Genomic DNA, 21,868 nt, shown 5'->3' on the forward strand with positions numbered 1-21,868 from the left:
CTGCGCAGTACCTTGTAGGAGCGGGTTTACCCGCGAAAGGGCCGGGACAGACAACACAATCCCCAAGCCCCTCACCGCTGGCCCTCCCCCCTCCCAATGGCCTAGACTGCATTATTGCGTCAGTTCGCCCAAGGCCCTTGCATGTCCGACCCCCGCTATCAGATCGACGTCAGCGTCGTGACCCGCTACCTCAAAGAACAATCCGACCCCGAAAACAGTCGTTTCGCTTTCGCCTACACCATCACCGTGCAGAACAATGGCTCGCTCAAGGCCAAGCTGCTGTCGCGCCACTGGCTGATCACCAACGGTGACGGCGAGGTCGAGGAGGTGCGTGGCGCCGGCGTGGTCGGCCAGCAGCCCAATATCGACCCGGGCCAGAGCCATACCTACAGCAGCGGCGCGGTCATCAGCACCCGCGTGGGCACCATGCAGGGCAGCTACCAGATGTTCGCCGAAGACGGCAAACGCTTCGATGCCGAGATCGCCCCCTTCCGCCTGGCGGTGCCCGGGGCGCTGCACTGATGGCTACCTACGCCGTCGGTGACCTGCAGGGCTGCCTGCAGCCACTCAAGTGCCTGCTCGAACGGGTCAACTTCAACCCCGCCGTCGACCGCCTGTGGCTGGTCGGCGACCTGGTCAACCGCGGCCCCGAGTCACTGGAAACCCTGCGCTTCCTTTATTCGATCCGCCAGTCGCTGGTGTGCGTGCTGGGCAACCATGACCTGCACCTGCTGGCCGCCTGGCACAACGTCGAACGCCTGAAGAAAAGCGACACCCTGCGCGAGATCATCGAAGCGCCGGACGCCGACCAGCTGTTCGACTGGCTGCGCCAGCAAAAGCTGCTGCATTACGACGAACCCCGTGGCATTGCCCTGGTTCACGCCGGCATTCCACCGCAATGGACCTTGGGCAAAGCCCTGGAGCTGGCCGCCGAGGTCGAGGAAGTGCTGCGCGACGACGAGCGCCTGAAACTGTACCTGGACGGCATGTACGGCAACGAGCCGAACAAGTGGAGCAAGAACCTCAGCGGCATCGAACGCCTGCGGGTCATCACCAACTGCCTCACGCGCATGCGCTTCTGCACCGCCGAGGGCAAGCTCGACCTCAAGAGCAAGGAAGGCCTGGACACCGCCCCCAAGGGCTACAAGCCCTGGTACGCACACAAAGGCCGCCGCTCACGCCACGTGAAGATCATCTTCGGCCACTGGGCCGCCTTGCAGGGGCAGGTCGACGAGCCCGGCATCATCGCCCTGGACACCGGTTGCGTGTGGGGCGGTGCCATGACCCTGTACAACGTCGACAGCGGCGAATACCACCGTTGTGACTGCAGCGACGACGGCAACTTACGCCTCCCCACCCAAACGCCTACACTGAAAGATCAATCCTGAAGGAAGCCGTACCCATGAGCGAATTCAAGCGCATCCCTCCCGAACAGGCCCTGGCCCTGCGCGCGCAAGGTGCGGTAGTCGTCGACATTCGCGACCCGCAGGCCTTTGCCGCCGGCCACATCACCGGTGCCAAGCATCTGGATAACCATTCGGTCGCCGAGTTCATCCGCAATGCCGACCTCGATGCCCCAACCCTGGTGGTGTGCTACCACGGCAACTCCAGCCAGAGCGCCGCGGCCTATCTGGTGAACCAGGGCTTCTCGGACGTATACAGCGTGGACGGCGGCTTTGAGCTGTGGCGCGCCACCTACCCGGCCGAAACCGCCCAGGGCACTGCCGAATAATTTTTTCATTTTTACTGCAGCCCGCGCCCCATGCGGGCTTGCGGCTTATCTGACGAACGGTCGTTCGCAACTTCTCCGCCCCTCGCCCTTGACCTTGCGGATAACCAACTATTCTTAAGCGCAGGCCATCCAGAAAAAGGGGAGAGCCGGTACACCGGCGTGCGGGTCATCGGTAGCGTTACAGGGTGTTCTGGGGGGTATACAGCAATCGGCAACCCCGGTTGCATGCCAGCATCAGCTGACTGATCCGGCGTCGTCTCCACGTATCGAGCGAGGTGACGTCATGAGTATTTTTAGCCACTTCCAACAACGTTTCGAGTCTACGCGCCAGGAAGAACTCTCGCTGCAGGAGTACCTCGAGCTGTGCAAAGAGGATCGCAGTGCCTACGCATCGGCGGCCGAACGGCTGTTGCTGGCCATCGGTGAGCCGGAGCTGATCGACACCTCAACCAACTCCAGACTGTCGCGAATCTTCTCCAACAAGGTTATCCGCCGCTATCCGGCCTTTGCCGACTTCCATGGCATGGAAGAGTGCATCGACCAGATCGTGTCCTACTTCCGCCACGCCGCCCAAGGCCTGGAGGAAAAGAAACAGATCCTCTATCTGCTGGGCCCGGTGGGCGGCGGTAAGTCGTCGCTGGCCGAAAAACTCAAGCAGCTGATGGAAAAGGTACCGTTCTACGCCATCAAGGGCTCGCCGGTATTCGAGTCGCCCCTGGGCCTGTTCAACGCCACCGAAGACGGGGCCATCCTCGAGGAAGAGTTCGGCATCCCGCGGCGCTACCTGAACACCATCATGTCGCCCTGGGCCACCAAGCGCCTGCAGGAGTTCGGCGGCGACATCAGCAAGTTCAAGGTGGTGAAGCTGTACCCGTCGATCCTCAACCAGATCGCCATCGCCAAGACCGAACCCGGTGACGAGAACAACCAGGACATTTCGGCGCTGGTCGGCAAGGTGGATATCCGCAAGCTCGAGGAATTCCCGCAGAACGACGCCGACGCCTATGCCTATTCGGGCGCGCTGTGCCGGGCCAACCAGGGCCTGATGGAATTCGTCGAGATGTTCAAGGCACCGATCAAGGTCCTGCACCCGTTGCTCACCGCCACCCAGGAAGGCAACTACAACAGTACCGAAGGCCTCGGCGCCATCCCCTACTCCGGGATTCTGCTGGCCCACTCCAACGAGTCGGAATGGCACACCTTCCGTAACAACAAGAACAACGAGGCGTTCATCGACCGGATCTACATCGTCAAGGTGCCGTACTGCCTGCGCGTCAGCGACGAAATCAAGATCTACGACAAGCTGCTGATCAACAGTTCTCTGGCCAAGGCCCACTGCGCGCCAGACACGCTGAAGATGCTCGCCCAGTTCACCGTACTATCGCGCCTGAAAGAGCCGGAAAACTCCAACATCTATTCGAAGATGCGGGTGTACGATGGGGAAAACCTCAAGGACACCGATCCGAAGGCCAAGTCGATCCAGGAGTACCGCGATGCCGCCGGCGTCGACGAAGGCATGAACGGCCTGTCGACCCGCTTCGCCTTCAAGATCCTGTCCAAGGTGTTCAACTTCGACCCGCATGAAGTGGCTGCCAACCCGGTGCACCTGCTGTATGTGCTGGAGCAGCAGATCGAGCAGGAACAGTTCCCGGCCGAGGTGCGCGAACGCTACCTGCGCTACCTAAAGGAGTACCTGGCCCCGCGCTACATCGAGTTCATCGGCAAGGAAATCCAGACCGCCTATCTGGAGTCCTACAGCGAATACGGCCAGAACATCTTCGACCGCTACGTGCTGTACGCAGACTTCTGGATCCAGGACCAGGAATACCGCGACCCGGAAACCGGCGAAATCCTCAACCGTATCGCCCTCAACGAAGAACTGGAGAAGATCGAGAAGCCGGCCGGCATCAGCAACCCGAAAGATTTCCGCAACGAAATCGTCAACTTCGTGCTGCGTGCCCGGGCCAACAACAACGGCAAGAACCCGAGCTGGCTGAGCTACGAAAAGCTGCGGGTGGTGATCGAGAAGAAAATGTTCTCCAACACCGAGGACCTGCTGCCGGTCATCAGCTTCAACGCCAAGGCAAGCAAGGAGGACCAACAGAAACACAACGACTTCGTCACACGCATGGTGGAGCGTGGCTACACCGACAAACAGGTTCGTCTGCTGTCGGAATGGTACCTGCGGGTCAGGAAATCGCAATAAAGCGACAAGCTACCCACCGCGCGCCCAGGGCTGCTATGCCAGCCCTGGGCGGCGGCAGCTGCTTTGCTGCCTTTACGTGCAGCAGCTCGTAGCTTGAAGCGTGCAGCTGTTCCCAGCTACCGGAGGGACCATGAGCTACGTTATAGATCGACGCCTGAACGGCAAGAACAAGAGCACGGTGAACCGCCAGCGCTTCCTGCGGCGGTACCGCGAACACATCAAGAAAGCCGTCGAAGAGGCGGTAAGCCGCCGTTCCATCATGGACATGGAACATGGCGAGCAGATCAGCATCCCGGGGCGCGACATCGACGAACCGGTGCTGCACCATGGTCGCGGGGGCAAGCAGACCATCGTGCACCCAGGCAACAAGGAATTCACCGCCGGTGAACACATCCCCAGGCCACAAGGCGGTGGCGGTGGCAGCGGCCGAGGCAAGGCCGGCAACTCCGGCGAAGGCATGGACGACTTCGTCTTCCAGATCACCCAGGAAGAATTCCTCGAGTTCATGTTCGAGGACCTCGAACTGCCCAACCTGGTCAAACGTCACCTGACCGGGGCCGACACCTTCAAGACCGTGCGCGCCGGTATCGCCAACGAAGGCAACCCGTCACGCATCAACATCGTGCGCACCCTGCGTTCGGCCCATGCCCGGCGCATCGCCCTGACCGGCAGCAGCCGCGCACTGCTGCGCGAAGCGCAGAAGGAACTCGCCCGCCTGAAGGTCGAGGAACCCGACAACTTCACCGATATCCAGGAAGTCGAACACGAGATCGAACGCCTGAAGGCACGCATCAACCGCCTGCCCTTCCTCGACACCTTCGACCTCAAGTACAACCTGCTGGTCAAGCAGCCCAACCCCAGCTCCAAGGCGGTGATGTTCTGCCTGATGGACGTGTCCGGCTCGATGACCCAGGCCACCAAGGACATCGCCAAGCGCTTCTTCATCCTGCTGTACCTGTTCCTCAAGCGTAACTACGACCGCATCGAAGTGGTGTTCATCCGCCACCACACCAGCGCCCGTGAAGTCGACGAGGAAGAATTCTTCTATTCGCGGGAAACCGGCGGCACCATCGTTTCCAGCGCGCTGAAGCTGATGCAGGAGGTCATGGCCGAACGCTACCCGGCCAGCGACTGGAACATCTACGCCGCCCAGGCTTCCGACGGCGACAACTGGAACGACGACTCGCCGATCTGCCGCGACATCCTGGCCAAGCAGATCATGCCGCATGTGCAGTACTACACTTACGTTGAAATCACCCCGCGTGAACACCAGGCGCTGTGGTACGAATACGAGCGCATCGGCGAAGCCTTCCCCGACACGTTCGCCCAGCAGCAGTTGGTATCGGCCGGCGATATCTACCCGGTCTTCCGTGAACTCTTCCAGCGCAGGTTAGCCACATGACCGCCAGAGCACAGAGACGCCAACCTATTTCCACCGGGTCCGAGTGGACGTTCGAACTGATCCAGACCTACGACCGGGAAATCAGCCGTCTGGCCGAGCGTTACGCCCTGGACACCTACCCCAACCAGATCGAGGTGATTACCGCCGAGCAGATGATGGACGCCTACGCCTCGGTCGGCATGCCGCTGGGTTATCACCACTGGTCCTACGGCAAGCAGTTCCTCAGCACGGAGAAGTCCTACAGCCGTGGCCAGATGGGCCTGGCCTACGAGATCGTGATCAACTCCGACCCGTGCATCGCCTATCTGATGGAAGAAAACACCATGTGCATGCAGGCACTGGTAATCGCCCATGCCTGCTACGGCCATAACAGTTTCTTCAAGGGCAACTACCTGTTCCGCACCTGGACCGACGCCAGCTCGATCATCGACTATCTGGTGTTCGCCAAGCAGTACATCGCCCAGTGCGAAGAGCGCCATGGCATCGATGCCGTGGAAGACCTGATCGACTCCTGCCACGCCCTGATGAACTACGGCGTCGACCGTTACAAGCGGCCTTATCCCATTTCCGCCGAAGAGGAGCGGCGGCGGCAGAAGGAGCGCGAGGAGCACCTGCAGCGGCAGATCAATGACCTGTGGCGCACCATTCCGAAGAGTGCCGACAAGGGTAACGAGCGCGATGATGCACGCTTCCCCGCCGAACCGCAGGAAAACATCCTGTATTTCATCGAGAAGAACGCCCCGCTGCTGGAGCCCTGGCAACGTGAAGTGGTGCGCATCGTGCGCAAGATCGCCCAGTATTTCTACCCGCAGCGCCAGACCCAGGTGATGAACGAAGGCTGGGCGACGTTCTGGCACTACACGCTGATGAACGACCTGTACGATGAGGGGCTGATCACCGAAGGCTTCATGATGGAGTTCCTGCAGTCGCACACCAGCGTGGTGTTCCAGCCCGGCTTCGACAGCCCCTACTACAACGGCATCAACCCCTACGCACTGGGCTTTGCGATGTACACCGACATCCGCCGCATGTGCGAAAACCCGACTGAAGAAGATCGCCGCTGGTTCCCCGACATTGCCGGCAGTGACTGGCTTTCTACCATCAAGTTCGCCATGAGCAGCTTCAAGGACGAGAGCTTCATCCTGCAGTACCTGTCGCCGAAGGTCATGCGCGATCTGAAGCTGTTCAGCATCCTCGATGACGACCAGCGCGACGACCTGTATGTACCTGCCATCCACGACGAGGCCGGCTACCGGACCATTCGCGAACTGCTGGCGGCGCAGTACAACCTGGGCAACCGCGAACCGAACGTGCAGATCTGGAGCGTCGACCGCCGCGGCGACCGCTCGCTGACCTTGCGTCACCAGCAGCACAACCGCAAACCGCTGGGCGATTCTACCGATGAAGTGCTCAAGCACCTGCACCGCCTGTGGGGCTTCGACATCCACCTGGAGACCGTCCAGGGCGAGCAGGTGATGAAGACCCACCACATGCCACCACGCGGCGAGCACGGCGAAAGTGCCGACTACGGCCGCATGGACCTGGCTGTCATCCACCACCTCTAGTGCCACGCCATGAGTGCCGACAGGGTATCCTGTCGGCAGTTATGGAGAGCTGCACATGCACATCTACAAAGTCGGCGGCGCCGTGCGCGACCGCCTGCTCGGCCGCCCTGTCAGCGATATCGACTGGCTGGTGGTCGGCGCCACGGTCGAGGAAATGCACGCCAAGGGCTTTCGTCCGGTCGGCGCTGATTTCCCGGTGTTCCTGCACCCGAAAACCGGCGAGGAATATGCCCTGGCGCGCACCGAGCGCAAGAGCGGGCGCGGCTACGGCGGCTTCACCTTCCACGCCAGCCCCGATGTGACCTTGGAAGAAGACCTGATCCGCCGTGACCTGACCATCAATGCAATGGCCGAGGACGAGACGGGTACGGTGTACGACCCCTATCACGGCCAGAGCGATCTCGATCAGCGCCTTTTACGCCATGTTTCCCCGGCATTCGCCGAAGATCCTTTGCGCGTGCTGCGTGTTGCGCGCTTTGCTGCCCGATATGCGCCGCTGGGTTTCCGGGTTGCCGATGAGACGCTTGAGCTGATGCGCCAGATCAGTGCCTCGGGCGAACTGCAGGCACTGACCGCCGAGCGCAGCTGGAAGGAAATCGAGCGGGCACTGATGGAGGCGCAGCCGCAGGTGTTCTTCCAGGTGCTGCATGCTTGTGGAGCCCTGCGGGAGCTGCTGCCAGAGCTTGATGACGCCCCCCAGGCCCTGGCGGCGCTGGAACAGGCGGCCATGCACGAACAGCCCCTGCATGTACGCTGGGCCTGCCTGCTGCAGTCGCTGACACCGGCCGCGATCAAAGCCATCAACCAGCGCCTGAAGGCGCCGCGGGAGTGCCAGGAGCTGGCGCTGCTGACGGGTGAGTGCCTGAAGCTGGGCAACCAGGCGCAGGAGCTGCCTGCCACGGCACTGCTGGAGCTGTTGCAGAAGTTCGATGTGTACCGGCGGCCACAGCGGTTCGAAGACTTCCTGATCGCTTGCGAGATGACAGCGCTGGGCGAGGGCAAAGCGGGTTATCCACAGGCCGACTACCTGCGAGGGGCAGCGGCGGCGGCGCGGGCAGTGGATGTCAAGCCGTTGGTGCAGGCTGGGCTGACTGGCCAGGCCTTGGGGGAAGCGCTCAAAGGTGAACGGCTGAGAGCGCTCGAGGCTTACAAGCTCGGCTGAACATACCGGCCCTTTCGCGGCTAAAGCCGCTCCCACAGGTACGGCGTTGCTCTCGAGGTTGTCGCTGTACCTGTGGGAGCGGCTTTAGCCGCGAAAGGGCCGGTACAGGCTTACGCGGGAGTCAGCTGCAACCCACGCCACTCAAAGGCAACCGGGGCCAACACCTGATCAATCCGCGCCTCCTGCCACAACTGCGCCATTGTCTTGCCTACCCCCGGATGCACCAGCTCCGGCGCCAGCAGCGACAGCGGCCACAACACAAAGGCGTTCTTCAGGATCTCGGCCCGAGGCAACACCAGCCCATCGAACGTGCCGTGCAGGCCGTCATACATCAGCACGTCGATATCCAGCGGCAGGCCCTTGCGGTCCGGGGCATAGCGGCCATTGTCGGCCTCGATGAACTTCAACCGGCGGTCCAGTTCGATCAACGGCAACGCAGTCTGCCCGGTCACCACGAAGTTGATGAATGGCCCGCTCTTGATCCCCACCGCCTGGCTTTCGAACGCCGGCGAACAGCGCATGTCGGTCAGGATGCCCGCCAACGCATCGAGCCCGGCGCACAAGTGCGCCTCGCGATCGATGTTGCTGCCAAGGCCCAGGTAAACCGTGCTCAGAGACATCCGCGCTCGATCTCCACGCCAACACCACCACGGGCCGCCGGCACCGCACCCGGCTTGGTCAGTTTCAACCGCACCCACGGGATGTGGAACTCTTCCATCAACGTCGCCACCAGGCGCTCGGCGAAGGTTTCCACCAACTCGAAACGAGCCTGTTCGGCAAATGCCTGGATGCGCGCCGACACACTGGCATAGTCCAGTGCCAGGTTCAGGTCGTCACCGGCCGCAGCCGGGCGGTTGTCCCAGGCAAAGCTCAGGTCCAGGCGCAAGCACTGGCGAATATCCCGCTCCCAGTCATAGGCACCGATGACGGTATCGACTTCCAGGCCTTCGATGAACACTCTGTCCAAGCACTTCTCTCCACAGCACGACAAGGGCGACTGGCGCCGTTAGAATCAGGGCGTCCTCGCCCGGAATAGTTAGCATGTTTTGGTTACTGGCGTTGCTCGCCTACCTGCTCGGCTCGCTGTCCTTCGCCATCGTCCTCAGCCGCCTTACGGGCAGCCCGGACCCGCGTTCCAGCGGTTCAGGCAATGCCGGCGCCACCAACATGCTACGCCTGGCAGGCCGCAAACTGGCGATCCTGACCCTGCTTGGCGACCTGTGCAAGGGCCTGTTGCCGGTATTGCTCGCCCGCGGTGCCGGGCTGGACCTGCACGCGCAGGCCTGGATTGGCGTGTGCGCAGTGCTGGGCCACCTGTTCCCGCTGTACTTCCGCTTCCAGGGCGGCAAGGGCGTGGCAACCGCCGCCGGCATGCTCATGGCCCTGTACTTCCCGGCCGCGCTGCTGGCCATCGGTGCCTGGCTGCTGACCTTCTACCTCACCCGCACCAGCTCGCTGGCGGCGCTGATAGCCACACCGCTGACCTTGCCATTGCTGGCCTGGCGCGAGCCAGAGGCCCTGCTGCCGATCACTGTGCTGACGGCGATGATCGTATGGCGCCACCGCAGCAACCTGCGCGACCTGTTCGCCGGCCGCGAACGGCACTTCTAACGCTTAAACCGGCGGCAACTGCTCCATCGGCCAACGTGCCTGCACGCTGATTGCCAGGTCCTGCTTTTGCCCGGCCAACAACCGCTGGCAGCCGGCATAGGCGATCATCGCGCCGTTGTCGGTGCAGAACTGCGGGCGCGCGTAGTAAACGTTGCCCTTGATGCTGCCGAGCATGTCCTCGAGGGACGCTCGCAAGGCCTTGTTGGCGCTGACGCCACCAGCAATGACCAGGCGCTTGAGGCCTGTCTGCTTCAACGCCCGCTTGCACTTGATGGTCAAAGTCTCCACCACCGCCTGCTGGAATGCCAGGGACAGGTCGCAACGGGTTTGCTCACTGTCGTCGCCGGCATCGCGGCACTGCTGCCAGGTGTTCAGGGCAAAGGTTTTCAGGCCGCTGAAGCTGAACTCCAGGCCCGGGCGGTCGGTCATCGGCCGCGGGAACACGAAGCGGCCAGGCACGCCGCGCTCGGCCAGGCGGGCGATTTCCGGGCCACCGGGGTAGTTCAGGCCGATCAGCTTGGCGGTCTTGTCGAACGCTTCGCCGGCGGCGTCATCCAGGCTCTCGCCCAGCAGCTCGTACTGGCCGATGCCATCGACCCGCACCAACTGCGTGTGGCCACCGGAAACCAACAAAGCGACGAACGGAAACTCCGGCGGGTTTTCTTCCAGCATGGGTGCCAGCAGGTGGCCTTCCATGTGGTGTACGCCAATCGCCGGGATGTCCCAGGCAAAGGCCAGCGCCTGGGCGCAGGAGGCCCCCACCAGCAGGGCACCGACCAGGCCAGGGCCCGCGGTGTAGGCGATGGCGTCGATCTCGGTGGCGACGCAGCCGGCCTCATCCAGCACCTGGCGGATGAGTGGCAGCATGCGCTTGACGTGGTCACGCGAGGCAAGCTCTGGCACCACACCGCCGAACACGCGGTGCAGGTCGATCTGGCTGAACAGCGCGTCGGCCAACAAACCGCGTTCGCTGTCGTATAATGCGACGCCAGTTTCGTCGCAGGATGTTTCCAATCCCAGTACTAGCATGGGTTCGTCCCTTGTGGGGGCTGAATTCGAAGCCGCGCATGATAGTCCCCGTGTCGGATGCCGACCAGCGGTTTTCGATCAGAGGCTTTGCATTCCGGCTTGCTAAGGGTTAACATCCGCAACCCTTGAAAACCGACGTTCTCCAGCACACCTTTGTTTTGCCAGGAGCACGTCTACCCCGGTAATGAATTAAGGTAGCCCTGGATGCCAGCCGTCAAAGTTAAAGAGAACGAACCCTTCGACGTAGCTCTGCGTCGTTTCAAGCGCTCCTGCGAAAAAGCCGGTGTACTGGCTGAAGTTCGTAGCCGCGAGTTTTACGAGAAGCCGACCGCCGAGCGTAAGCGCAAAGCAGCTGCTGCTGTTAAGCGTCACGCCAAGAAAGTTCAGCGCGAACAGCGCCGCGCCGTTCGTCTGTACTAATACAGACGTTCTACGCAAAGCTTCTGCCCTGCCCGGCTAACCGCCGGGCGATGGCAGTGGTCGTTTCAAACTTGAGCAGCTAGCTCAAGGCCCTGCACAAGCTTCATGCGAACTGCACATGGGCAACCTGCCTGAAACGTCAGAGCTGGTCCTCCTTGTTGTATGACCAGACGTGCACGTCCGACTGACGGGCCCTCAGGGGCCGGCGACGAGCACACATTCCCTCGCACTTTCCCAAGCGGCACTCGCCCCATCCGGCGCGTGAGCGATTAGACTTGCCAGCTGCCAGATGACGAGACTGCCATGGCCGGGCTGATTCCCCAGAGTTTCATCGACGACCTTATCAACCGCCTCGACATCGTCGACGTGGTGAGTTCGCGCGTCCAGCTGAAAAAAACCGGCAAGAACTACTCCGCCTGCTGCCCGTTCCACAAGGAAAAGACCCCTTCCTTCACGGTCAGCCCCGACAAGCAGTTCTACTACTGCTTCGGCTGCGGCGCCGGCGGCAACGCCCTGGGCTTCGTCATGGACCACGACAACCTGGACTTCCCCCAGGCCGTCGAGGAGCTGGCCCGCGCCGCCGGCATGGAAGTGCCCCGCGAGCAAGGCCGCCGCGACCACAAGCCGCGCCAGCCAACCGATTCGCCGCTGTACCCGCTGCTGGACGCCGCCTCGGAGTTCTACCGCCAGGCCCTGCGCAGCCACCCGACCCGCAAGGCGGCGGTGGATTACCTCAAGGGCCGCGGCCTGTCCGGGGAAATCGCCCGCGACTTCGGCCTGGGCTTCGCCCCGCCAGGCTGGGACAACCTGCTCAAGCACCTGGGTGCCGACACCCTGCAGCAGAAGGTGATGATCGATGCCGGCCTGCTGATCGAGAACGCCGAAAGCGGCAAGCGCTATGACCGCTTCCGCGACCGGGTGATGTTCCCGATCCGCGACAGCCGCGGGCGCATCATCGCCTTCGGTGGCCGGGTGCTCGGCGACGACAAACCCAAGTACCTGAACTCCCCGGAAACCCCGGTATTCCACAAGGGCCAGGAACTCTACGGCCTGTACGAGGCACGCAAGCACAACCGCAACCTCGACGAAATCATCGTCGTCGAGGGCTACATGGACGTGATTGCCCTGGCCCAGCAGGGCCTGCGCAACGCCGTGGCCACCCTCGGTACCGCCACCAGCGAAGAGCACCTCAAGCGCCTGTTCCGCGTGGTACCCAGCGTGCTGTTCTGCTTCGACGGTGACCAGGCCGGGCGCAAGGCCGCCTGGCGCGCCCTGGAGTCGACCCTGTCGAACCTGCAGGACGGCCGCCGCGCGCGCTTCCTGTTCCTGCCCGAAGGCGAAGACCCGGACAGCCTGGTGCGCGCCGAAGGCACCGATGCCTTCATGGCCCGCATCAACCAGCACGCCCAGCCGCTGGCCGATTACTTCTTCGAGCAACTAGGCGTCGAAGCCGACCCGCGCTCGCTGGAAGGCAAGGCGCACATGGCGACCCTGGCCGCACCGCTGATCGAAAAGATCCCCGGCGCCAACCTGCGCCAGCTGATGCGCAACCGCCTGAAGGAAATCACCGGCCTCGACCCGCAGCAGGTCGAACAACTGGCGCAACACGCCCCGGCCGCCAGCAGCGTGCCGGACTACGACCCTGGCTACGACTACGACGCCATGGCCAGCTACACCCCCGACTACGGCGACATGCCGCAGCACGACTTCGCCCCCGTTCATCAGGAACAGGAGTGGAAGCCGAACAAGGGCGCTGGCAAGAAGCAGTGGAGCGACAAACCCTGGGACAAGAACCGCAAGGGTGGCAAGCCATGGCAGCAACGTGACGAAGCGCCACCACGCGTACCGGCCCCGGTCGAGCCGCCCACCCTGGCCGCCCTGCGCACCCTGCTGCACCACCCGCTGCTGGCCGGCAAGGTGGAGGATGCCAGCCACTTCGCCGACGAAGAACACCTGTACAGCCAGCTTCTGGTGGCACTGATCGAAGCCGCGCAGAAAAATCCTGGGCTAAGCTCAATGCAGTTGATCGCACGTTGGCACGGCACCGAACAGGGGCGCCTGCTGCGGGCTCTGGCGGAAAAGGAATGGCTGATCGTGGCCGACAACCTTGAACAACAGTTTTTCGACACTATAACTAGCTTGTCCGCCCGCCAACGCGAGCGCAGCCTGGAACAACTGCTCAGGAAATCACGTCAAAGCGAATTGACCAGCGAGGAAAAAACCCAGCTCCTCGCCCTGCTGAGCCGGAATGTTCCCGCACAAACGCCGACCTCATCTGGCGCGTGAGGCCCATGCTCGGGTATAATCCTCGGCTTGTTTTTTGCCCGCCAAGACCTTCAGTGGATAGGGTGTTATGTCCGGAAAAGCGCAACAGCAGTCTCGTATCAAAGAGTTGATCACCCGCGGTCGTGAGCAGGGCTACCTGACTTACGCGGAGGTCAACGACCACCTGCCTGAGGATATTTCAGATCCGGAACAGGTGGAAGACATCATCCGCATGATCAACGACATGGGGATCAACGTATTCGAGAGTGCTCCGGATGCGGATGCCCTTCTGTTGGCGGAAGCCGACACCGACGAAGCCGCGGCCGAAGAAGCCGCTGCTGCGTTGGCGGCAGTTGAAACCGATATCGGCCGCACGACCGACCCGGTGCGCATGTACATGCGCGAAATGGGTACCGTCGAGCTGCTGACCCGCGAAGGCGAGATCGAAATCGCCAAGCGTATCGAGGAAGGCATCCGTGAAGTCATGGGCGCCATCGCCCACTTCCCGGGCACTGTCGACTACATTCTCGGCGAATATGACCGTGTCACCACCGAAGGTGGCCGTCTGTCCGACGTTCTCAGCGGTTACATCGACCCTGATGACAATATCGCCGCGCCGACCGAAGAAGTGCCGATCCCTGGCACCAAGGCCGCCGCCGCGAAGGAAGAGTCCGACGACGACGAGGAAGAATCCGAAAGCGGTGACGACGAGGAAGAGGCCGAGAGCGGCCCGGACCCGGAAGTCGCCCGCCAGCGTTTCGGTGCGGTCAACGACCAGCTTCAGGCCACCAACAAGGTCCTGAAGAAGAACGGTCGCGCCCACAAGGAAAGCATCGACGCCCTGCAGGCCCTGGCCGACCTGTTCATGCCGATCAAGCTGGTACCGAAGCAGTTCGAGGTACTGGTAGAGCGTGTTCGTGACGCCCTGAACCGCCTGCGCCAGCAGGAACGCGCCATCATGCAGCTGTGCGTGCGTGACGCCCGCATGCCGCGTGCCGACTTCCTGCGCATGTTCCCGAGCAACGAAACCGACCAGACCTGGAGCGGTGACCTGGCCAAGCGCAACACCAAGTGGGCTGCCGCCCTGGGTGAAAAGGACGCTGCCATCGTCGCTTGCCAGCAGAAGCTGATCGACCTTGAGACCGAAACCGGCCTGACCGTTGCCGAGATCAAGGAAATCAACCGTCGCATGTCGATCGGTGAAGCCAAGGCCCGCCGCGCCAAGAAAGAAATGGTCGAGGCGAACCTGCGTCTGGTGATCTCCATCGCCAAGAAGTACACCAACCGTGGCCTGCAGTTCCTCGACCTGATCCAGGAAGGCAACATCGGCTTGATGAAAGCGGTGGACAAGTTCGAATACCGTCGCGGCTACAAGTTCTCGACCTACGCCACCTGGTGGATCCGCCAGGCGATCACCCGTTCGATCGCCGACCAGGCGCGCACCATCCGTATTCCGGTGCACATGATCGAGACGATCAACAAGCTCAACCGTATTTCCCGCCAGATGCTGCAGGAAATGGGTCGCGAACCGACCCCGGAAGAGCTGGGCGAGCGCATGGAAATGCCTGAGGACAAGATCCGCAAGGTACTGAAGATCGCCAAAGAGCCGATCTCCATGGAAACCCCGATCGGTGACGACGAAGATTCGCACCTGGGCGACTTCATCGAGGACTCGACCATGCAGTCCCCGATCGACGTGGCCACGGTCGAAAGCCTCAAGGAAGCCACCCGTGACGTGCTCTCGGGCCTGACCGCACGCGAAGCCAAGGTGCTGCGCATGCGTTTCGGTATCGACATGAACACCGACCACACCCTCGAAGAGGTGGGCAAGCAGTTCGACGTGACCCGCGAGCGGATCCGTCAGATCGAAGCGAAGGCGTTGCGCAAACTGCGCCACCCGACTCGCAGCGAGCATCTGCGCTCCTTCCTCGACGAGTGATGACAAACCCCGGCCCAGGCCGGGGTTTTCTTTTCCGGCCCTGCGCGATCCCTGTGGGAGCCGGCTTGCCGGCGATGGGCTGCGCAGCAGCCCCATTTCCTCATTACCTCCCCCTTCCGACAGCCAGAACACAAAGCCCGCCCTTCCACCGCACACCTGCAGCAATGCCCGTCTACACTCGACTTCATACCACTTGAATGTGAGGCCGCTATGCCGCTGATGCCGGCCATCCTGTTGCTGCTCCTGATTTTGTGGAACACAGCGGCCGGCGCCCTGACCCTGACAGACGAGGAGAAAGCCTGGTTGGCTGCCCACCCGCAGCTGAGCCTGGGTGTAGACGCCTCTTGGCCACCGTTCGAGTTTCGCGACCAGGAGGGCCGATACCAGGGATTGGCCGCCGATTACATCGCCACGATCCAGCAACGCCTGGGTGTGACGCTCAAACCGGTCGAACCCAGCAGCTGGACCGAGGTACTGGCGCAAGCACGCGAAAGCCGCATCGACCTGCTGCCCGGCATCATGTCCACCCCCGAACGCCAAGGCTACCTGGCCTTCACCCGGCCGTACCTCGACTTCCCGATCGTCATCCTCGCCCACAAAGGCGGCGCACAGCCGCGCAACCTGGACGACCTGTACGGCCTGAAGATTGCCGTGGTCGAAAACTACGCCCCGCACGAACTGCTGCGCACCCACCACCCGGACCTCAACCTGGTGGCCCTGCCCAACGTCAGCTCCACCCTGCAGGCCCTGGCCACCGACGAAGTGGACGCGGTGGTCGGTGACCTCGCGTCAAGCATCTGGAGCCTGCGCCAGCTCAAGCTCGATGGCCTCTACGTCAGCGGTGAAACGCCCTACCGCTACCAGCTGGCCATGGCCGCCCCGCGCGACAAGAAGGTGCTGGTCGGCATTCTCGACAAAGTGATGGCCGACATGAGCAGCGCTGAAGTCAGCCAGATCCAGCAACGCTGGGTAGGCAATGTGGTCGACCAACGGATGTTCTGGTCGGACCTGCTGGTATACGGCCTGCCGGCGGTGCTGGTATTGATGGCCGTGCTGGCAGTGGTCATCCGTATCAACCGCCGGCTCAGTTCGGAAATTTCCCGACGCATCGCCCTGGAACAGGAACTGCGCAGCAGCGAGTACCACTATCGCAGCCTGGTCGAGAGCCTGTCCGCCATCGCCTGGGAGGCCGACGCCAACGACTTCACCTACAGCTACGTCTCACCCCACGCCGAAGGCCTGCTCGGCTACCCATTGGCCGACTGGCTCAAGCCCGGCTTCTGGCGCAGCATCCTGCACCCGGAGGATGCCCTCTGGGCCCAGGCCTACTGCGACAGCGAAACCGCCGCCGGGCGCGACCACAGCCTCGACTACCGGGTAATCCGGGCCGATGGCCAGCCATTGTGGGTACGCAACATCGTCAGCATGATCGAGCATGGCCACCAGCCGGTGATGCGTGGCCTGATGATCGACATCAGCGAGACCAAGCGCACCGAGGACGCCCTGCGCCTGTCCGAGCAGAAGTTCGCCTCGGTGTTCCAGCAGTGCCCCGACATCCTGCTGATCGCCCGCCACAGCGACGGCTGCCTGCTGGAGGTGAACGAAGCCTTCGAAGAGCAGATCGGCCTCACCCCGGGCCAGGTAATCGGCCGCACCGCCACCGAGCTCAACCTGTGGGGCGTCGAAGGCACCGGCCCGCGATTGCTCGAACGCCTGCACCGGGGCGGTATCCGCAACCTGGAAATGAGCTTCCGCCGTAGCAACGGCCAACTGTTCACCGGCCTGACCTCGGCCGAAACCTTCGAGCTCGACGGCAACCTCGCGCTGGTGGTAGCGGTACGCGATATCAGCCAGCTCAAGGAAACCCAGGAGCAGCTGCAAATCTCAGAAGAGAAATTCGCCAAGGCCTTCCATGCCTCGCCCGATGGCCTGCTGCTGTCGCGCCAGAGCGACGGCTTGCTGCTTGAAGTGAACGAGGGCTTCTGCCGCCTCACCGGCTATGACCTCAGCCCGACGCTCGACCAGACCTCGCTGGACCTGGGCATCTGGGTCGACCTCAACGAGCGCAAGCGCCTGGTCGAACAGCTCAACCGCGACGGTTTCGTACGCGACTTCACGTGCCACCTGCGCCGCAGTGATGGGCAGATTCGCCTCTGCGAGCTCTCTGCACGGCCGCTGCCGATTGCTGGCGACGACTGCATGCTGACCATCGCCCGCGACATCACCGAGCGCCACCTGATGCAGGAAAAGCTGCAGCTGGCCGCTACCGTGTTCGAGAACACCGCCGAAGGCGTGCTGATCACCGACATCGACCAGCGCATCAGTGCCGTCAACCGCGCCTTCAGCGAAATCACCGGCTACAGCGAGATCGAAGCCCTCGGCCAGACTCCGCGCCTGCTTGCCTCCGGCCAGCACGACAGCGCGTTCTATGTCGCCATGTGGCACCAGCTGACCGACGAAGGCCACTGGCAAGGCGAGATCTACAACAAGCGCAAGAACGGCGAGCTGTACCCCGGCTGGCTGACCATCAGCGCCGTGCGCAACAGAGAGCGCGAGATCACCCACTTCGTCGCCGTGTTTGCCGACATCTCCAGCCTCAAGCACGCCCAGGCCAAGCTCGACTACCAGGCCCACCACGACCCGCTGACCGGCCTGCCCAATCGTGCCCTGTTCGAGAACCGCCTGCAGGCCGCACTCACCTGCTCGCAAGTGTCCAACCGCAAGGGCGCGGTGCTGTTCCTTGACCTCGACCGTTTCAAGCACATCAACGACAGCCTCGGCCACCCGGTCGGCGACCTGCTGCTCAAGGGCATTGCCCAACGCCTGAAGGAGCAGGTGCGTGATGTCGACACCGTGGCCCGCCTGGGCGGCGACGAGTTCATCATCCTGCTGCCCGGCTTGCACAAACCCAGTGACGCCAGCGCCATCGCCAACAAGCTGCTGGCCTGCTTCAACGCGCCGTTCCAAGCCGGCGAGCACGAGTTCTTCACCAGCGCCAGCATCGGCATCAGCCTTTATCCACAGGACGGCACCGACGTTTCCACACTGATTCGCAACGCCGACGCAGCCATGTACCGCTCCAAGGCCAAGGGCCGCAACCGCGTCGAAGCCTACACCCTCGACCTCACCGCCCAGGCCAGCGAACGCATCGCCCTGGAGCACGAACTGCGCCGCGCCATCGAGCGCAACGAACTGAGCCTGTGCTTCCAGCCCAAGCTCAGCCTCAAGACCCAGAGCCTGGTCGGCGCCGAAGCGCTGATCCGCTGGAGCCACCCGACCTTTGGTGAAGTGCCGCCAGAGCACTTCATCCACCTGGCGGAAGAGAACGGCACCATCCTCCAGATCGGCGACTGGGTACTGGAACAGGCCTGCCGGCAGATGCAGGCCTGGAAGATGCACTACGACCCCTTCGGCCCGCTGTCGATAAACCTCGCCGGCGCCCAGCTGCGCCACCCCCACCTTGCCCGGCGCATCGAACAGTTGCTGAAGCACTACCAGCTCAAGGCCGGCGACCTGCAGCTGGAAATCACCGAAAACTTCATCATGAGCCAGGCAGAGGAAGCCCTGGCCGTGCTGCACCAGCTGAAGAAGCTGGGCGTGCAGCTGGCCATCGACGACTTCGGCACCGGTTATTCATCGCTGAGCTACCTCAAGCGCCTGCCGCTGGACATCCTCAAGATCGACAAATCGTTCATCCGCGGCCTGCCCGACGATCCCCACGACGCCGCCATCGCCCGCGCGATCATCGCCCTGGGCCGCAGCATGCAGCTGACCATCATTGCCGAGGGTGTGGAAAACCAGGCCCAGCAACGCTTCCTGGCGGCTGAAGGCTGTGAGCAGATCCAGGGCTACATCGTCAGCCTGCCCCTGCCCCCGGACGACTTCGCGGCGACGTTTCTTCGCATAGCACTATCGGATCTTTCAGATGGCACAGGTACGAAACCCTCGTTATAATCCGGCCACTTACTGAGGGCCTATAGCTCAGTCGGTTAGAGCAGAGGACTCATAATCCTTTGGTCCACGGTTCGAGTCCGTGTGGGCCCACCAGAAACTCAAAGGCCTACGTTGCAGAACGTAGGCCTTTGTCATTTCAGGGACTGCAGTTGTCATGTTCTCCTGACTAGGGCAACTCCTCTTGCTGGGCAATCCAGCTGTGTATGTACTGAAGAACCCGTGTCGCACCTTCGGCAGTTTCCACCAGCTCTATCGGCCGCTCACCACTGAGGAACTGATTGGGCTGCTCCATCCACTTGAACGCTGCCGCCCTGCTTCCGCGTACAGGAATGGCCAGATCCAGAATTTCCTGCAGCAGTTCAGGTTGCCCATACCAAGACTCCGGCTTGATGGTTGGTTTCCTCCCTGGAATCACTCTTGGTAGCTGACAGGCCGCAAGCTCGCCTGAATTGATGTGCTCTCGCTTCCAGTGCGCAAACTTGATCAGGTCTGTATTCGCCGAGCGGTTTTGCCCCGACGTCGGCACAACCACGCCAATCCGCACATCTGTGTGAGCACGAATCATCTCAAGTGCAGGAGCGATGTCAGTATCGTTGGTAACGATGACGGCATGGTCAATCTGCCCCGTGATCGAATCATGGTAAGCCTGGAGGGCCAGATTCACGTCGCTCTGTTTCTCCTCCACCTTCCAGGCCTGGATTTCCCGGCACTCACGCGGAGCCTTGTCCGGATCTTCAGGGTCGACGATCTTCACCTTCATTTTATTGACGGCGTAATAACCTTCGATGAGCTCTATTCGACTGTCATGCAGCTTGCGCAAAGCGGTGTGGTAGCGAGCTTGTGACGACACCGAATCGCCAGCACGGGCGACCGACTCGATGATCTTTGCCGTGAAATATTTGATCGAGGGGGATTCCAGGAGCCGCCATGCCCTGATCTGGCCATGGCTGTCCGTGACCAGTATGGAAGGCAAGATGTGCTTTTCAAAGAGAGGTAGCAGGTCGAGCCACTTGTACGGTGTGCCGCGCAAGCAGCCGTAGTAGAAGTTGTAGCCGTCGATATAGATACGAGTGCGCAGAGGCTCAGAATCAAGCTTTCTCTGCATTTTTTGCACTCCAGAAACGAAAAAACCGGCTTAAGCCGGCTTTTTCCCCCTCCAACCAGATGGTCATGCCACGCCGGTCGTGAGGGTTAGTTGTTGTCGGCAGTATTGCGCAATGAGGGAGCTGATGCAAGGTGGTAGGCTGGCATCCTCGTCCTCCGAAACACAACGTTCGTGAGAGGGCCATTCTCTGCTCAGGCATGGCTATCTAGACAGCGATAAATCGTTAGATTTTGTGAGCCCTATCCCACCCTGGACCGCACCTCGACCTGCCGCACCAATCGAGCAGTTCTGCCATTGCGCCCGATGCTTACATGCCGGCGCGGCGGCTGTAGGAGCGGCCTTGTGTCGCGAAAGGGCCGCGAAGCGGCCCCGGGATTTCGGCGCTGATGCAAATATTGCTGGGGCTGCTGCGCAGCCCTTTCGCGACGCAAGGCCGCTCCTACAACGGGGGCGCGTCAGCATGGCCAACTGTCTACCCTTGCCCTGTTGACCGCAGGCTGGCTAGGCTAGCGGGTCAACCGTAGAGACTCGCCATGTCGGATTCCCGCTCCATCACGCTGGATGAAATCGATCGCCAGCTGATCGCCCTGCTGCAGATAAACGCCCGCGAAAGCGTCGCCACCCTCGCCCGTCAGTTGGGCATCGCCCGCACCACCGTCAACTCGCGCCTGGAGCGGTTGGAGAAGAACAAGGTCATCTCCGGCTATGGCGTGCGCCTGGGCCAGCGGGTGATGGGTGGTGGGCTGCAGGCGTATGTGGGGATCAAGGTGCAGCCGCGCTCGGGCAAGGAGGTGGTGCGGCGCCTGAGTGCCATGGGCCAGGTGCAGCAGCTGTGCGCAGTGAGCGGGGAGTTCGACTATGTGGCCTGGCTGCGTACGGATTCGCCCGAGCAACTGGACCAGTTGCTCGACCAGATCGGCAGTGTCGACGGGGTGGAGAAGACCACCACGTCGATCATTCTCAGCAGCAAGGTGGACCGCGGGCAGCCGCTCTGAACCTGGCTGGCGGTCAGGCCTCCTGGCCGTCGAGCAGGCCTTCCAGAATCGCCGAAAGGCTTTCGGCGGAATGCTGCATCGACCAGACAATGTCACGGCTGCGCTCGGGGGCGTGATGCTGGGCGTAGTCGGTGGCGATCTGATTGAGGCCACGGGCCAGCAGGCAGGCGTGGACCAAGGCGTCTGCGGCGTCGATGCCGGGGCGTATGGCGAATAATGGCGGGTGGCTGGATTCGCAGTTGCAGAAGGTTTTTTCTGCGGTGGGTTTCAGTTTTTCGGGTTGGTCGGGTAAGCGTTTGGTCATGGTATAGCCTCCAAATCACAAGGGTGATCGGCGGCCAATCGCATCCTTCTCACGGGAATTGGGTGGCAGCCATGCACGAGGTGAGAACCGGCGAACTTGGAGGCGCGTACCCGGCCAGGCAAAGCCTGCCCGCGCACAGCTGCCATAGCAGTGCGCCTCCAGAATGGTCCGCGGGTTCT

General features: G+C 62.2%; 18 protein-coding genes and 1 tRNA gene. 14 read left to right on the forward strand and 5 right to left on the reverse strand.

Features of this window, described 5'->3' with window-relative positions:
* Positions 1–141: 141 nt before the first annotated feature.
* The 7 genes from apaG to CAG00_RS08995 all read left to right on the forward strand — a co-directional run bounded on the left by apaG (position 142) and on the right by CAG00_RS08995 (position 8,067).
* A complete protein-coding gene (gene apaG, locus CAG00_RS08965) occupies positions 142–522 on the forward strand; it encodes a Co2+/Mg2+ efflux protein ApaG (protein ID WP_012270198.1) in 381 nt (126 codons plus the stop codon).
* Positions 522–1,388, forward strand: coding sequence for a symmetrical bis(5'-nucleosyl)-tetraphosphatase (locus CAG00_RS08970; protein WP_085664081.1), 867 nt, complete (start codon positions 522–524; stop codon positions 1,386–1,388). Before apaG ends, CAG00_RS08970 begins: the two co-directional genes overlap by 1 nt.
* Positions 1,389–1,402: 14 nt before the next feature.
* Positions 1,403–1,732: a thiosulfate sulfurtransferase GlpE gene (gene glpE / locus CAG00_RS08975; RefSeq protein WP_061303896.1), complete on the forward strand. Its 330-nt coding sequence runs from the start codon at positions 1,403–1,405 to the stop codon at positions 1,730–1,732.
* Between the two features lie 283 nt (positions 1,733–2,015).
* Complete coding sequence (locus tag CAG00_RS08980) at positions 2,016–3,938, forward strand: PrkA family serine protein kinase (protein WP_015268718.1); 1,923 nt, start codon at positions 2,016–2,018, stop codon at positions 3,936–3,938.
* Positions 3,939–4,068: 130 nt separating this feature from the next.
* Complete coding sequence (locus tag CAG00_RS08985; protein WP_013970586.1) at positions 4,069–5,340, forward strand: YeaH/YhbH family protein; 1,272 nt, start codon at positions 4,069–4,071, stop codon at positions 5,338–5,340.
* A complete protein-coding gene (locus CAG00_RS08990; protein WP_025337455.1) occupies positions 5,337–6,905 on the forward strand; it encodes a SpoVR family protein in 1,569 nt (522 codons plus the stop codon). Before CAG00_RS08985 ends, CAG00_RS08990 begins: the two co-directional genes overlap by 4 nt.
* Positions 6,906–6,960: 55 nt before the next feature.
* Positions 6,961–8,067 carry a multifunctional CCA addition/repair protein gene (locus CAG00_RS08995; RefSeq protein WP_085664082.1) on the forward strand — a complete coding sequence of 369 codons (1,107 nt, stop codon included), beginning with the start codon at positions 6,961–6,963 and terminating at the stop codon, positions 8,065–8,067.
* A gap of 110 nt (positions 8,068–8,177) precedes the next feature.
* Here the strand turns inward: CAG00_RS08995 and folK are convergent, their stop codons facing one another.
* Entirely contained in the window at positions 8,178–8,687 is a 510-nt protein-coding gene (folK, locus tag CAG00_RS09000; protein WP_085664083.1) for a 2-amino-4-hydroxy-6-hydroxymethyldihydropteridine diphosphokinase, read from the reverse strand.
* Positions 8,678–9,034 carry a dihydroneopterin aldolase gene (gene folB, locus CAG00_RS09005; protein ID WP_004375185.1) on the reverse strand — a complete coding sequence of 119 codons (357 nt, stop codon included), beginning with the start codon at positions 9,032–9,034 and terminating at the stop codon, positions 8,678–8,680. Before folB ends, folK begins: the two co-directional genes overlap by 10 nt.
* A 74-nt stretch (positions 9,035–9,108) precedes the next feature.
* Between folB and plsY the strand changes: the two genes are divergently transcribed.
* The gene (gene plsY, locus CAG00_RS09010; RefSeq protein WP_085664084.1) at positions 9,109–9,678 is read left to right on the forward strand and encodes a glycerol-3-phosphate 1-O-acyltransferase PlsY; all 570 of its coding nucleotides are present in this window, start codon (positions 9,109–9,111) and stop codon (positions 9,676–9,678) included.
* Positions 9,679–9,681: 3 nt separating this feature from the next.
* Here plsY and tsaD read toward each other — a convergent pair whose 3' ends face one another.
* Positions 9,682–10,707, reverse strand: coding sequence for a tRNA (adenosine(37)-N6)-threonylcarbamoyltransferase complex transferase subunit TsaD (tsaD, locus tag CAG00_RS09015; protein ID WP_025337452.1), 1,026 nt, complete (start codon positions 10,705–10,707; stop codon positions 9,682–9,684).
* Between the two features lie 204 nt (positions 10,708–10,911).
* Between tsaD and rpsU the strand changes: the two genes are divergently transcribed.
* The 5 genes from rpsU (at position 10,912) to CAG00_RS09040 (ending at position 19,378) form a co-directional block, all read left to right on the forward strand.
* Positions 10,912–11,127, forward strand: a complete 216-nt coding sequence (rpsU, locus tag CAG00_RS09020; RefSeq protein ID WP_003255575.1) for a 30S ribosomal protein S21 — start codon at positions 10,912–10,914, stop codon at positions 11,125–11,127.
* 303 nt (positions 11,128–11,430) lie between these two features.
* A complete protein-coding gene (dnaG, locus tag CAG00_RS09025) occupies positions 11,431–13,413 on the forward strand; it encodes a DNA primase (RefSeq protein ID WP_025337451.1) in 1,983 nt (660 codons plus the stop codon).
* A 67-nt stretch (positions 13,414–13,480) separates the two neighbouring features.
* Entirely contained in the window at positions 13,481–15,331 is a 1,851-nt protein-coding gene (rpoD, locus tag CAG00_RS09030; protein WP_025337450.1) for an RNA polymerase sigma factor RpoD, read from the forward strand.
* Positions 15,332–15,541: 210 nt separating this feature from the next.
* The gene (locus tag CAG00_RS09035) at positions 15,542–19,285 is read left to right on the forward strand and encodes an EAL domain-containing protein (RefSeq protein WP_085664085.1); all 3,744 of its coding nucleotides are present in this window, start codon (positions 15,542–15,544) and stop codon (positions 19,283–19,285) included.
* Positions 19,286–19,301: 16 nt separating this feature from the next.
* Positions 19,302–19,378, forward strand: a tRNA-Ile gene (locus CAG00_RS09040).
* 73 nt (positions 19,379–19,451) lie between these two features.
* Here the strand turns inward: CAG00_RS09040 and nicB are convergent.
* Positions 19,452–20,390 carry a 6-hydroxy-3-succinoylpyridine 3-monooxygenase gene (gene nicB, locus CAG00_RS09045; protein ID WP_085664086.1) on the reverse strand — a complete coding sequence of 313 codons (939 nt, stop codon included), beginning with the start codon at positions 20,388–20,390 and terminating at the stop codon, positions 19,452–19,454.
* A 533-nt stretch (positions 20,391–20,923) separates the two neighbouring features.
* Here nicB and CAG00_RS09050 point away from each other — a divergent pair.
* On the forward strand, positions 20,924–21,385 hold the full coding sequence (locus CAG00_RS09050) for an Lrp/AsnC family transcriptional regulator (protein ID WP_015268712.1): 462 nt from the start codon (positions 20,924–20,926) through the stop codon (positions 21,383–21,385).
* Between the two features lie 13 nt (positions 21,386–21,398).
* On the opposite strand, the gene CAG00_RS09055 is transcribed toward CAG00_RS09050, so the two are convergent.
* Positions 21,399–21,689 (reverse strand): hypothetical protein, encoded by a 291-nt coding sequence (locus CAG00_RS09055; RefSeq protein WP_025337447.1) that lies wholly within the window; start codon positions 21,687–21,689, stop codon positions 21,399–21,401.
* Positions 21,690–21,868: the final 179 nt, after the last annotated feature.

The organism is Pseudomonas sp. B5(2017), from assembly GCF_002112825.1.
Taxonomy (GTDB): domain Bacteria; phylum Pseudomonadota; class Gammaproteobacteria; order Pseudomonadales; family Pseudomonadaceae; genus Aquipseudomonas; species Aquipseudomonas putida_Z.